The sequence below is a fragment of the Wolbachia endosymbiont of Nasonia vitripennis genome, assembly GCF_048054115.1.
Taxonomy (GTDB): Bacteria; Pseudomonadota; Alphaproteobacteria; order Rickettsiales; family Anaplasmataceae; genus Wolbachia.
Genome location: NZ_JAFEVF010000016.1, coordinates 8542 through 21643, shown reverse-complemented (window position 1 = coordinate 21643; position 13102 = coordinate 8542). Strand labels below are relative to the sequence as shown.

Annotated in this window: 13 protein-coding genes and 1 pseudogene; 8 read left to right on the top strand and 6 right to left on the bottom strand. The window is 32.1% G+C overall.

Going from position 1 to position 13102, the window contains the following annotated elements; all coding sequences use genetic code 11:
* Positions 1–20 precede the first annotated feature (20 nt).
* From JR053_RS03395 to purE, 6 genes are all read right to left on the bottom strand, one after another.
* A complete protein-coding gene (locus JR053_RS03395) occupies positions 21–839 on the bottom strand; it encodes a hypothetical protein (RefSeq protein WP_416603556.1) in 819 nt (272 codons plus the stop codon).
* 372 nt (positions 840–1211) lie between these two features.
* Positions 1212–2675, bottom strand: a complete 1464-nt coding sequence (locus tag JR053_RS03390; protein WP_010407098.1) for a DegQ family serine endoprotease — start codon at positions 2673–2675, stop codon at positions 1212–1214.
* Positions 2676–2678: 3 nt separating this feature from the next.
* A complete protein-coding gene (gene hflC, locus JR053_RS03385) occupies positions 2679–3551 on the bottom strand; it encodes a protease modulator HflC (RefSeq protein ID WP_010407101.1) in 873 nt (290 codons plus the stop codon).
* Between the two features lie 2 nt (positions 3552–3553).
* On the bottom strand, positions 3554–4579 hold the full coding sequence (hflK, locus tag JR053_RS03380) for an FtsH protease activity modulator HflK (protein WP_264375971.1): 1026 nt from the start codon (positions 4577–4579) through the stop codon (positions 3554–3556).
* A 414-nt stretch (positions 4580–4993) separates the two neighbouring features.
* The gene (gene mutL, locus JR053_RS03375) at positions 4994–6823 is read right to left on the bottom strand and encodes a DNA mismatch repair endonuclease MutL (protein ID WP_010404258.1); all 1830 of its coding nucleotides are present in this window, start codon (positions 6821–6823) and stop codon (positions 4994–4996) included.
* On the bottom strand, positions 6823–7323 hold the full coding sequence (gene purE, locus JR053_RS03370; RefSeq protein ID WP_007302433.1) for a 5-(carboxyamino)imidazole ribonucleotide mutase: 501 nt from the start codon (positions 7321–7323) through the stop codon (positions 6823–6825). The genes mutL and purE overlap by 1 nt, the downstream gene beginning before the upstream one ends.
* A gap of 862 nt (positions 7324–8185) precedes the next feature.
* Between purE and JR053_RS03365 the strand changes: the two are divergent.
* From JR053_RS03365 to rpoD, 8 genes and pseudogenes are all read left to right on the top strand, one after another.
* A pseudogene (locus tag JR053_RS03365) lies at positions 8186–8484 on the top strand (helix-turn-helix domain-containing protein).
* 60 nt (positions 8485–8544) lie between these two features.
* Positions 8545–8937, top strand: a complete 393-nt coding sequence (gene rpoZ / locus JR053_RS03360) for a DNA-directed RNA polymerase subunit omega (protein ID WP_010404265.1) — start codon at positions 8545–8547, stop codon at positions 8935–8937.
* A 29-nt stretch (positions 8938–8966) separates the two neighbouring features.
* Complete coding sequence (locus JR053_RS03355) at positions 8967–9212, top strand: monovalent cation/H+ antiporter complex subunit F (RefSeq protein WP_010404268.1); 246 nt, start codon at positions 8967–8969, stop codon at positions 9210–9212.
* Between the two features lie 6 nt (positions 9213–9218).
* Complete coding sequence (locus JR053_RS03350; RefSeq protein ID WP_010404270.1) at positions 9219–9491, top strand: monovalent cation/H(+) antiporter subunit G; 273 nt, start codon at positions 9219–9221, stop codon at positions 9489–9491.
* An 11-nt stretch (positions 9492–9502) separates the two neighbouring features.
* Positions 9503–10027, top strand: coding sequence for a DUF4040 domain-containing protein (locus tag JR053_RS03345; protein ID WP_010404272.1), 525 nt, complete (start codon positions 9503–9505; stop codon positions 10025–10027).
* Positions 10020–10439 (top strand): Na(+)/H(+) antiporter subunit B, encoded by a 420-nt coding sequence (locus JR053_RS03340; protein ID WP_010404274.1) that lies wholly within the window; start codon positions 10020–10022, stop codon positions 10437–10439. The genes JR053_RS03345 and JR053_RS03340 overlap by 8 nt, the downstream gene beginning before the upstream one ends.
* The gene (locus JR053_RS03335; protein ID WP_010404276.1) at positions 10436–10738 is read left to right on the top strand and encodes a cation:proton antiporter subunit C; all 303 of its coding nucleotides are present in this window, start codon (positions 10436–10438) and stop codon (positions 10736–10738) included. The genes JR053_RS03340 and JR053_RS03335 overlap by 4 nt, the downstream gene beginning before the upstream one ends.
* A gap of 139 nt (positions 10739–10877) precedes the next feature.
* Positions 10878–12776, top strand: a complete 1899-nt coding sequence (rpoD, locus tag JR053_RS03330; protein WP_010404278.1) for an RNA polymerase sigma factor RpoD — start codon at positions 10878–10880, stop codon at positions 12774–12776.
* Positions 12777–13102 lie beyond the last annotated feature (326 nt).

The window sequence follows — 13102 nt, the reverse complement described above, 5'->3', positions numbered from 1 at the left end:
TATCTTACTTTGTTTGCTTGTCAGATCAAGTCTAAACTATTACAGTTAAAATTATAAAAATTTTTGCATGTGCTATTTTCATACGATATGCAACCAACATAACTATTGCCTAACTTTTTTACTGCGAAATAGGTATCTTGTGCTTTCAAGCTCTCCATTTCATGAAAAGGGAATAACTGGAATGTATTGCTTATACGAGTAAATGCTGAAAGGATATCATTCAATATGCCAACTTTTCCACCAGTTAAATTATATACCTGAGCGCTCCTATATAATTTGTATATATTTCTTGATTCTTTAAACAAATAGTCTCCTATTTTTATTTTGAGTCTTTTATCAGGTGAACTTTTAAGATCTTCCAAAATAAGACTGACATTTTCGCTACTAATTATGTCTTTTGGATCTATTAAAACCTTCCTGTTTTCTAGCAGTTCATAATAAATACTACAGCTTTCACGATTATATGCGTTAACATAGAAACCATCTGTGTAACCATGAGGTATACGATCAATAGTATCTATCATAGTATCGTTGCCATCATAGTAATAATAATAAGGTTGATCAGAGGTAGTAACTAAAGCGAATTTGTAATCATTTCTTACGCTTTCTAGCTTTAGTTGTAGCTCTTGAGATAAGTCGTTTAGTATACTTGCCACGTCATGCTTCAAATCCCAAATTTGAAAACTCAGACCAATATTGTTGTCGATGATAATGTAAGATACACTAGGCAGGCTAAATGTTGTTTTGTTATTTAATCTTATTTGTGCAGGTACCCTACGACCAATTCTATTATTACAATCGTTTTGTGGAATATCTTCTTTTTCTAGTTTAAAACGCATCTCCACCTCCCTTTGCGATTAGATATAATTAATTTATGGGTATTAATTATTGATTAATACTGATGATCAGTAAATATAATTATATTTTACACTAATTTAATTATAAATTAACTTGTGAAAGAAAGTTGTTTTTTTACAACTGAGCATAAAAATGCTTTGTATTATCGAACTTCTTACCACTCCAGCTCTTTCATCTTATGGATGATATCGTTCCAGTGCTTGATACTGAAATCTAGTTCTTCCATAACCTCGTTGGAAAGGTTTTCAGTATAGGGATAAATTTTATTAATCTACAGAAACACCCTTACCCTCAGGATAAAGAAGCTAGTTAAATTTGTCAAGCAATTTTTTCATGACCAGCTAGATAAATAGCTACTTCTTCAATTTGATTGAAGTAAAAAACTGGTTTCCATTGCGGTAAATAAGCAACATTACTGAATCTTTGCCGTCTTTTTTTACTGCTGAATCAATTTGTTTTTGAAAATCATTAGTATTTTCAATATCGATTCCATCTAGTTGGATAATTATATCACCTTTCTTAATAACACGTAGTGTAGAATTACTACTACTATCTACACTAGTAACTACTACACCCTTTGTGGGTGCATTTTTTTTTAGTTCTTTTGGCAAATTTGAAACGGTTAAACCACTTATATAACTAGATGTTGATTTATTTTCTTCTTGATTATTACCTGAATCATCATTTGTAGATTCCTCGATTGCAACCTTGATATTGACTTCTTTACCTTTTCTAAGTAACTTAACCTGTACTTTCTTTCCGGGCTCAGTTCGTGAAACCATATGAGGTAATTGCGTCATTCTATCAATTTTTTTGCCGTCAAACTCTAATAGTATATCACCTACTTTGATTCCTCCTTTCTCTGCAGGACTGCCCTTTACTACGCTTGCAACTAATGCACCTTTGATATCTTTTAAACCCAAGGATTCAGCAAATTCTTTTGTTATAGGCTGAACTTGCACGCCAAGCCAACCATGTTTTATTTTTTTACCACTTTTTAATGTGTCAATAATTGAAATAGCTAGATTAGATGGTATAGCAAAGCCTATACCCACGTTACCGCCAGACTCAGATGGGGAATAAATAGCAGTATTAATACCTATAACTTTTCCATTTAGATGAAATAGTGGTCCCCCTGAGTTACCTCTATTAATTGCAGCATCAGTTTGAATAAATTCATTCATAGTACCAATACTAATGTCTCTAGATCTTGCAGACACAATTCCTGTACTTACAGAGCCACCCAAACCAAAAGGGTTGCCTATTGCAATAACTGTATCACCAACTCTTGCTTTATCAGAATTACCAAATTCAACAAAAGGAAGATCTTTATCAGAATTAATCTTAAGCACAGCAAGATCAGTTTTTGCATCATAGCCTAAAACTTCTGCTTTGAAATAAGTATTATCGTTCATAGTAACTGTAATATCTTGGGCATTTTTAATAACGTGATAGTTGGTTACTATGGTTCCACTTTTATCTATAATAAATCCAGACCCAAGTAACGTCACTTCTCTATTAATGCTAGGAGCTCTATCGAAAAATTGATCAAAATGCTCGAAAAATTCTCTAAAGTCATCAAAGAAATTATTTCTTGGCGTAAAGGGAATTTTAGTTCTACTGTTATTTTCTTGCTTAACTATTTGCTCACTTGAAATATTTACAACTGCGGGAATAAGTTCTTCCACTATATCAGCAAGCCCTTTATTACAACTACATACAGGATCTGCAACTGTTTTTGCAAACAGATTAGCATATGAAGAAAATGAAATTAAAAAATATGCAAATATAGATAAAATAAATGCTTTACTTTTCATAAACTATTTCCATCCCTTGTTCAAAATATCTAAGAAATTATTATTTGGTGAAAGCACAAATTTAGTATTACCCTCAGCAAATGATTTACTGTAAGCTTTCATAGAGCGATAAAAGTTAAAAAACTCTTCATCAACCTTGAATGCCTCATTATAGATTCTAGTTGCTTCAGCATAACCACGGCCTCTTATTTCATGTGATTCTTTTACTGCACTAGAGACAATTCCCCTTTTTAATTTATCAGCTTTTGATCTAATTTCTTGTCCAGCTTGTTCTCCTTCTGCTCTAATTTCTTTTGCTTCCTTTTCTCTTTCAGTTTGCATGCGGCGGAATATTGCAGAACTATTTTCTTCTGGTAGATCTGCTCTCTTAATTCTTACATCTATTATCTCTATGCCAAATTTTCCAGCTTCAGAATAAACTCCACGTTGAATTAATTGCATAACTTCTGATCTCTTTTCATTCAACAAACTAATTAATGAAAATCTTCCTATATTCTCCCTTATGTGAGCTTCTATGACAGGATATAATCTTCTAACTAGCCCTGATTCATTTTTCACAGTTTGATAAAAAGTAATAGGATCTATTATTTTATATTTTGCATAAGCATCTACTATAATACGCTTTTGATCTGCAGTTATCACTTCCCTTGGAGTTTTATCAGGACTTAAATCTAAAATTCTCTTATCAAGAAATTCTACGTTATTTATAAATGGCAATTTAAAATATAAACCACTGTCCCTAACATCTTTTACGACTTTACCGAGTTGTATAACTATTGCTTGTTTTGTTTCTTGAACAACGAAGATTGAATTAGATAAGGCAATCAATAATACAACAAATATAAAAGCAAAAACAATTTTTATATTACTACTCATGGCTATTTTCCTAAATTTGTAAGAGGTAAATAAGAGAACATACCTTTCAGATCGTCTGTTATAACAAACTTATCTACCTTGCTAAAAATATTTTCCATAGTTTCAAGATAAATACGATTCTTAACAAGAGAAGGATTTTGTCTATATTCTTCGTAAAGAGATAAAAAGCGATTTGCATTACCTTTTGCTTCATTTATTATTTCATTCTCGTATGCTTCTGCATCTAATTTTATCTTTATTGCTTCACCTTTTGCACGAGGTATAATATCATTACTGTAAGCGTATGCTTCGTTTATGGTACGCTCCTTATCTGCGCGAGCACTTTGTACATCCCTAAATGAGCTAATCACCTTTTCTGGTGGATCAATTTTTTTCATTTGAACGGATAAAATCTCTATACCCATTTGATATCCATCAAGAATCTGTTGCAATAAAATTATAGTATCTCTGGAAATTTCAGCCCTGCCTTGACCTTCGAGTGCAAAAGAGATCGTATTCTTACCTATTATTTCTCTCATAGCACTTTCAGCAGCATTTTTAACGCTAAAACCAGGTTTATAATCCCGCACTTTGAATAAATAATCTTTAGCATCCCTGACTCTCCATTGGACCTCAAAGTTAACGTTGACTATGTTCTCATCTCCGGTAAGCATCACTCCTTCACCACGATCTGTATCTCGCCCATAAGAGCTGCTTATCCCAATTTCTTCACGATTTACTTCTTTAACATTTACTTTAAAAACCTTACCAATAGGGTAGGGAAAGTGATAACGCAAACCAGATGTTTCTGTATTGGAATATTTGCCAAAAGTAAGTTCTATACCTTCCTCACTCGGATGGACAATATAGAAACCAGTACAAAGATAAAACAACAAAACAATAAAAATGATGAAATAAGGTTTTTTCCCTCTATTTCTGGTTAAGCCATTAAAAAAGCATCTTATATCAGACACAGCTTTACTTAAAATATCTTCATTACTTGAACCTGACGGTTTCTTTCCAAGATTCCAAGGATTACGCTCATCCATAAAAATTATTAATTGTATAACTAATACGCTGATATTACTTAATCTTATCAAAAAATGCAAAACTATTTTGTTTGCAGATTAATGATCGGAGTGAAGGATGTGATCATACACTTCCTTTTTCTCTATATGATATGGTCAATTCCACAGAATTTCTGGCTTTTTTTGAATTCTTTATTGTCGTTTTTGATAAGTATCTTTAGTTGTATATTAATTATTAACATAAAAGACAATGCCTGGGATTTAGGAAACTTAATTTTAATCAAGTAGCTGCATAATAAATCATCGTCAAGTAATAGAATGACATTATCTACTATACAAATTACCTGCAAATTGCAATGTTCGAACAATTGTGTATCTGAGTTTTGAGATGACGAAACTAGGGTTGTATAATCTATACACATTTGTGACAATTTCTTACCTTCGCTCAAATAACTTTTCAATATCGCTTAATTTCATTTCTATATAGGTTGGTCTTCCGTGATTGCATTGTCCAGAATATGGTGTTTTTTCTATTTGCCTCAACAACTCATTCATCTCCTCTAATTTCATCTTTCTACCTGCTCTAATTGATCCATGACAAGCAATTGTAGCTAGTATTTTATTTATTTTATCCTCTATAGGTAGAGTATCTTCTATTTCTATTAATCTATCCACTATATCAATTAGCATTTCCTTCACATCTATTGACCCTAAGATTGCAGGTATTTCTTTTACTATGATCGCATTTTCTGATTTAATTTCGATATCAAAGCCCATTTCGAAAAGCTTATTCTTATAAACTTCTATCATTTCCATACCGGCTTGACTTTTGATTTCAACCATTTCAGGCAAAAGAAGTTTTTGTCTTTTTATACTTGATTTCTCCTTTAAGCACTCGTATACTAGTCTTTCATGGGCTGCATGCTGATCTACTATAATTAGTTTGTCTCTTACCTCGGCAATAATATAAGTATTGTAGATTTGACAGTGTGCAAACCCAAGTGGATAGTCCCTTATTAGATCGGTTTGTTTCCTTTCCAAAATTGTAGTTTCTGCTCGTGGAGGAGATTTTTGCATACCAGTATAATCAAACGATTTTGAATGTTCTGATAAGCTTTTTGTCTCTATATTTGGAGAAGTAAATTCTCTCATTAACTGGTTTTCAAAAGGATCCGACCTTCTTCCATAAAATTCATTTTTAAGACTAGACCTACTAAAAGGATCTGATGATAGATGATTCGTTGTTGTTCCATTCTGGGCCAATACAGTTTCTGCAAGATCTATTCTCTTTGATAGCACTTTTATTAGCCCTCTTCTCACTATTTCATATATTAGCCTCTTGTTCTGAAACCTTACCTCTGATTTATTTGGATGCACATTTACATCAACTTGATCATACGGTATCTCTAAGTGCAGCGCTGCAAAAGGATATCTATTGCTTGGAATAAGGTCGTGATACGCATAACGAATTGCACCAATAAGTAGATTATCTTTAATTGGTCTACCATTAACAAATGTATAGATCTGAGTTGAATTGCTACGATTGACAGTAGGTTTACAGATGTATCCTGTAAGTCTAATGCCATCTTCTTCTTCACTAATTTGCAAAGAGTTTTCATGAAATTCTTCTTCTACTTCGCATAGCCTGCTAAATAATGAGGTTTGCTTAGCATACTTAAGAAGCTTCTTATTATCGGAGATAAGAGTAAACTCAATTCCATAATTGATCATTGCTAAGTTGTTTACAATATCAACAATGCTTTGTGTTTCTGCCCTTTCGGTTTTGAGAAATTTTAGTCTATTTGGTGTGGCAAAAAATAAATCTCGTACTTCAATATATGTTCCTATCGATAAAGGATAAGGAACAAGCTCTCCTATTTTTTCTCCCCCCTCATACCTTATAGACCATGCTTGATCTGCTTTGCTTGCCTTAGATGATAATTTTATTCTGCTTACTGCTGCAATTGAAGGCAAAGCTTCTCCTCTAAAGCCAAGATGCTTGATCTCTATCAATTCACTGTCACTCAATTTTGAAGTAGCATGGCGCATAAACGCAAGTTCTAAATCATCCTTTTTTACTCCGCTACCATCATCGATTACAGTAATGAGGTTACGCCCACCACTTTCTATCTTAATTTCTATCTCTGAGCTTCTGGCATCTATTGCATTTTCCACTAATTCCTTTACCACACTTGCAGGCCTTTCTATTACCTCTCCTGCTGCTATACGATTTATGGTTTTTGTATCTAAAAGAACTATTGCCATTATAATGTTGGTTTTTCTTTTACTGCTTTAGTTTGCCCCTCTCTCCATTTTTTTAATCTATCTGCAATTTCACTATTAGAAATCGACAATATAGATGCAGCAGTAATAGCGGCATTGCATGCTCCACTCTCTCCTATAGACATTGTTGCAACTGGAACACCTTTTGGCATCTGCACTATAGATAATAGACTATCTAGCCCATTTAATTGCTTGCTATGCACAGGAATACCGATAACAGGTAAATAAGTAAGCGATGCAGTCATACCAGGTAAATGAGCCGCTCCTCCTGCACCAGCTATAATAACCTTAAAGCCTTTTTCTTGAGCAGACTTAGTAAAATTAAAGAGTCTCTCTGGTGTTCTGTGTGCGGATATTATAAATACATCATGTGAAATTTCCAATTCTTTTAATAGGTTAATAGCATGCACCATAGTGCCATAATCCGACTCGCTTCCCATAATTACAGCAACATCCTTTTTCATTTTTTCTGTATTAGACATGATTTTATTTACTAACCAAATAGTATTTCAGAAGCAACAGATATTTAAATTAAATTACGAATATGATATAGCATTCTTATTAAATAGAAACTTTAAAAATTGAAATGAATCCCTATATTAAAATATAGAGGTATAAATTTCGGATATAAGGGTCTATTCATAATCTTTTTAGAAGCAAAGCGGTGGAAGCAAGAAGACGATTTGTAAGCTAGTATTGAATTTTGCTTATCACAATTGTCTACACTTTTCTATAAGAGTATTAGAGACTTACCTTTTGACAATACGGCAAAGATTTCTACAGTTACATCCTTTTATTTGTTTCTTTGCAATTACTTTTTTATATATGTTTCAAAACACTTTCTTTACTTCCGCTATGTTTTTTACTTCATTTATTAAAATAATCTTGCCATTTTGAAAACATTGTTGATTCACTGAAGCCACTTTTTAGGACCTGTAACACTATGTAAAATATATCCTAAATCTTCTTGATTTTGTTTCTTTCTACAGAACTCTACTCAGTTTTTCTCCTACTCATCTTGCTCTGTTTTCATAATTTACATACTCTATCTCCTGCTTTATTCCTTTCTTGAGATCATGTACAGTCTCTAAAACGAGTTTGTAAAATGATTATTTCTGTATTTTAAACTTTGCAATTTCAACTTATTCTCTTTAATAGTAAGTTTTTTACAAAATAATAGTTTGAAATTACTAGTATTTTGATAAAAATTATAGTCAATTTAAAATTTTGAGTATCAGTATATCATTATAGTTATTGACAAATTATATAATATTAATATATTGGTATATTAAATATTATGATATAATATTTAATAAAGCTAGTTGGTATGTAAGAGTAAAAATTATGGAAACAATATCATTAAACAATCTGGATAGTGAAGCAATAAAAAAAAAATTGCTGAGCATAATAAGTAAAATTATAGGAAAAAATACTTGGACTCAAGCTTGTGCGGCTGAGAAACTTGGTATTGATCAACCAAAGGTGTCACAAATTAAAAGTGGTAAGACAAGTGGTTTTTCTTTAGAGAGACTGTTAGGTTTTTTGAAAAAGCTTGATCATGAAATAACAATTACAATAAAACAGAAAATCAATCAGTAAAAGCTAAAGAAGAAAAAGTAGAATGTAGAATTGGATCTCAATAGATCCGAAGTTGACATCTTATTTTTTGTGATATAGTATAAAGTTTATCAAGGTAGTATTTTATGATTGAGTCTATTGTAGAAAAGTGTGTAGAACAGGTACACAACCGTTTTAAATTGGTTCTGCTAGCAAGTCAAAGAACGCATGATTTGAGTACAGGGGCAAGCGATCCCGTTGAAATGGTTAAGTTTAAAGATCATAAGGATACGATAGTTTCTTTGTATGAAATAGCAGAAAAGAAGGTGAATACTCATGAGTTGTTTAACCTTTTGGTGAAAAGGTGCAAGGAGCACATGAAAGGAAACACAGATAATACTTATATTAATAGTCCAAGTAAGCTAGCAAATTTGTTAAATTTTTCTGATCATCAACTTAACACAAGTCTGGATGTAAGTCAAGAAAGCCACGATGATAAAATAGATGATCAAGATAGTGGTGAAGAAGTACCGATTTAGAAATCTGCAGAGGTTATAATAGCTTATAAATGATTAGTATTGCTATCTATGCGCTTTTGTTCTGTATGAGTGTAATGTTATGTTGTATAGTATTTAGGTCAAGTGATGTGTACAATAAGATTTTAGCATTCAATAGTTTATCAACACAAGTAGTTTTACTCATAACAGCAATATCGATTACTCTGAATGATTTTTTTTTAATTGATATAGCATTACTATATGCTAGCATCAGCTTTATATCAACTATAGCGCTAATGAGATTAATGTTGTTTTGATAATTTATGGTAGCATCCATTCTCATATTTTTAGGTGTTTGTTTAATAGTCATTTCAAGCGTAGGAGTAGTAGTATTTCCTGATTTCTATACTAGACTACATGCTGCAGGTATTGCAGATTCTAGTGGCGCAATGTTGTTGTTGATTGGTTTTGCTTGGCAAAATGAATTTTCAATCACTACTATTAAAGTTATATTATTGATTTTTATAATATGGATAGCCAATTCAACTAACAGTTATATTTTAGCGCGTACTTATTATAAAAGTAAAGACTATTAAAGAAGGTTAAGATGCTAGAAATACTGAATCTAATATTACTTTTGCTGTTACTCACGGTTACAGTTTTTATAGTTCTTTCGAAACATTTGGTTGTAAGTGCTGTTCTAATGTGTGTATTTAGTTCACTTATTGCACTTATGTACTTGATTATGAATGCGCCAGATGTTGCAATTACTGAAGCTTCTGTTGGTGCAGGATTGAGCACAGTCTTTACGTTTGCAGCACTCTCTTTGGTAAAGAATTACAAAGCAAATTTATCTCATAGCCCCACAACACTTTTTTTTATGTTATTTTTGACTGCATGTTTATCATACTTTATGATTCAATTACCAGATTTTGGCAGTCATAATGCTCCAGTTCACTTGCACGTTGCTCCTTATTATGTAGAAAATACTGAAAAAGCTATTGGTATTCCTAATATAGTGACAGCTGTTTTAGCAAGCTTTCGTGGCTATGACACATTTGGAGAAACTATAGTAGTTTTTACTGCTGCACTTTGTATAATGTTAATATTAGAAGAGAAAGAAAGTGATTAAAGATCCGGTATTAAGTGCAGTAACATTTTTGATGATACCTTTTATCATTTTGTTTGGTTTATACATACAGTTTCATGGTGACTATACTCCAGGTGGAGGTTTTCAGGCGGGAATAATTATTGCTTCTGGGATAATATTATATTCTATGTTATTTGATATACCTACAACTTTAAAAGCAATACCTTACTCTATTATCAAATTTACTAACGTACTAGGTATTTTAACCTATGGAGGAGCTGGTATTATAACAGTTTTATTTGGCCAAAATTTTTTATCCTATAGTATATTGTCAGCTGATAGTAGAACAGGTCAAAAATTGGGTATTTTCTTAGTGGAGCTGGGTGTATTGCTTACCGTCTCTTCTTCCATGTTAATCATATATATAAATTTTGCTCGCAAGAAAAAACAATGACTCTATATAATTATGTAGGCATTACTATATTAATGGTGCTAGGTTTCTATATCATTGTAAATGATAAAAACTTAATCAAAAAAATGATGGGATTAAGTGTCTTACAAGCATCTGTTTTATTGTTTTACATATCTTTAGGGTATGTAAAAAGTTCTTTACCTCCTATATTGACTTCAAATTTTCACTTATATACCAATCCTATACCTCACGTCTTAATGCTTACTGCTATAGTGGTTGGAATTGCAACATTTTCAGTTGGATTGTCCATAGTAGTAAGAATGGAGAGATTAGTTGATTAAGAAGAGTGTGAATAAATTGACAGTATCTTAAACTATATGAAGTAGCAAGTAACTATAAATTAAGAATAAAACTATAAGCTTGCTAATTGTAAGTTTATTTGATAAATAAGAAATAAAATTATAAACTGTAAAGGTAATGATGTCAACTATTAATGGTACGGAAGATAGGAAAAAGATCATCAAAGATCTTGTAACCAAAAGTATAAGAAAGGGCGGTTTTATCACTTTTGATGATATAAATGATAAGTTGTCAGATGAAAGTTTTCCACCTGATTTTATAGATGATACTATAGCTTTATTGCAAGACTCTGGAATTAACATACTCGAAAGTAGTGAAGATGAGGAAGAAGCTCCTTCTAATGATGATGGTAATAAGCTTGATGATGATGAGACATCGTTGAATACTACTACAACTTTAGTGCAAAATGATGATCCAGTAAGGATTTATTTACAAGATATGAGCTCTGTAAAGCTTTTGTCACGAGCAGATGAAATTAAGGTAGCAAAAAAAATTGAATCTGAAAAGCATAACATGTTACGTGCAATAATTGAAACATCAGTGGCATTCAACATGATCAAAACATGGCGTGATGATTTAAGTGGGGGAACTTTTTTGCTGAGAGAAATGATAAATCTAGATGCAATTTATAACTCTGATTTCAATATGGTAGCCAAAGAAGAAAGTGAAGCTGAAGATGTTAAAGATTATGTTGATGATGAGGAAAAAGGCAACGATGAAAAGGGAAATGAGAGTGAAGATATAAGTTCAGCGAATTTAAACATTTCTGTTCTTGAAATGGAAAGTGATTTATTGCCAAAGGTTATCACAGCATTGGATGAGATCATTACTTTAACAAATGAAGCATTGGTATTGAAAAAAAATTCTAAAGATTTCTCTAATGAGCTAGAAAATTTATATAATCAAATATGGTCTGTGGCATTACAAATTCAGTTTAGTGATGCTGCTATTGCCAGAATTACACAAAAACTTTACGAAATAAATAGACTAATCACGTTTGAAGAAGCTAATCTTATTACTGAGGCTAGAAAGTACGATATTGATAGAGAAAGTTTCTATAATATTTATTGTGCTGTGCTTTTAGAGCACGAATTGAGCGAAATCAGTCTTTTAAAGAAGAATGAAAATCAGTCCCTTTTTACAGGTGAATTAAAAAATAAATTCTTAAGGTTTATAAACGATAACTATGAATATATAGCTAGTGCCTTAAGAAATATTAAGAGTTATGTACAAGGAGATAAAGTACAAGAGTTTAAGGAGCTAATCAAGAGAATACAAAAACACGAACGAGAAGTCTCTGAAGCAAAGCAAGAGATGATAAAGGCTAATTTAAGGCTAGTGGTTTCAATTGCTAAAAAGTATTCAAAAAGAGGACTTGATCTACTTGACTTGATACAAGAAGGCAATATTGGTCTTATGAAGGCTGTAGATAAGTTTGATTACAAACGTGGATATAAATTTTCGACTTATGGTACTTGGTGGGTAAAACAATCAATAACTAGGGCAATACCTGAACAGTCTAAAGTAGTTAGAATACCAGTTCATATGGTGGAAATTATCAGTAAAATCAATAAAGCATTAAGAAAGATGACTCATGGAATGGGTAGAGAGCCAACATTAGAGGAATTAAGTATAGAATTGGCAATGCCGATAGAAAGAATACGTAAAGTTATGAAAATAGCAAGAGATCCAGTAAGTCTTGAAGCTCCAACAGGAAAGGATGATAGTAGTACCTTCGGTGATTGTATAGAAGATAAGCGAGTTTCTAAACCAGAGGATGCTGCAATACTTGCCGACTTGCGCGGTATTACGACCAATGTTCTTGCAACTTTAACACCAAAAGAAGAAAGAATTCTAAGGATGCGCTTTGGCCTTGGTAAAGATGGAAAGGAGCATACCTTAGAAGAAGTAGGAAAAATTTTTAATGTTACACGTGAAAGAATTAGGCAAATAGAGGCAAAAGCACTACGTAAGTTGAAACATCCAAGCCGTGCTAAAAAACTTAGAGGTTTCTTTTAAGGCAGAAGGGCTGCTCAAAAAATAGGTAAAATTCAGCCAAAGTTCTATAATTTTACCCTATTTTTCTTTTTTTATAGGCTTCATAGAGCAGTATGATTAGATATTGAATGTTATGGCAAATGAAAAGAATAACTCTAATTCAAAGTGTAAAAATTTTTGTGTTCTGGGTGATAGTTTATCTGATAATGGTGTAATTATTGAAATTTTAATAACTTATCCTTTGTAAGAAACGTGAAACTTAATGCCCCTTTTTATTAAGGAGGATTTTTAGCAATGGCCTTACTTGTAATAGTTTAGACTTGATCTGACAGGCATGAATTAACTGA

Coding starts and splice junctions, on each gene's coding strand:
- rpoD (WP_010404278.1), top strand. CDS start 10,878: ATGTCAACTATTAATGGTACGGAAGATAGGAAAAAGATCATCAAAGAT.
- mutL (WP_010404258.1), bottom strand. CDS start 6,823: ATGGCAATAGTTCTTTTAGATACAAAAACCATAAATCGTATAGCAGCA.
- hflK (WP_264375971.1), bottom strand. CDS start 4,579: ATGGATGAGCGTAATCCTTGGAATCTTGGAAAGAAACCGTCAGGTTCA.
- JR053_RS03335 (WP_010404276.1), top strand. CDS start 10,436: ATGACTCTATATAATTATGTAGGCATTACTATATTAATGGTGCTAGGT.
- JR053_RS03355 (WP_010404268.1), top strand. CDS start 8,967: ATGATTAGTATTGCTATCTATGCGCTTTTGTTCTGTATGAGTGTAATG.
- hflC (WP_010407101.1), bottom strand. CDS start 3,551: ATGAGTAGTAATATAAAAATTGTTTTTGCTTTTATATTTGTTGTATTA.
- JR053_RS03395 (WP_416603556.1), bottom strand. CDS start 839: ATGCGTTTTAAACTAGAAAAAGAAGATATTCCACAAAACGATTGTAAT.
- JR053_RS03350 (WP_010404270.1), top strand. CDS start 9,219: ATGGTAGCATCCATTCTCATATTTTTAGGTGTTTGTTTAATAGTCATT.
- JR053_RS03345 (WP_010404272.1), top strand. CDS start 9,503: ATGCTAGAAATACTGAATCTAATATTACTTTTGCTGTTACTCACGGTT.
- JR053_RS03390 (WP_010407098.1), bottom strand. CDS start 2,675: ATGAAAAGTAAAGCATTTATTTTATCTATATTTGCATATTTTTTAATT.
- rpoZ (WP_010404265.1), top strand. CDS start 8,545: ATGATTGAGTCTATTGTAGAAAAGTGTGTAGAACAGGTACACAACCGT.
- purE (WP_007302433.1), bottom strand. CDS start 7,323: ATGTCTAATACAGAAAAAATGAAAAAGGATGTTGCTGTAATTATGGGA.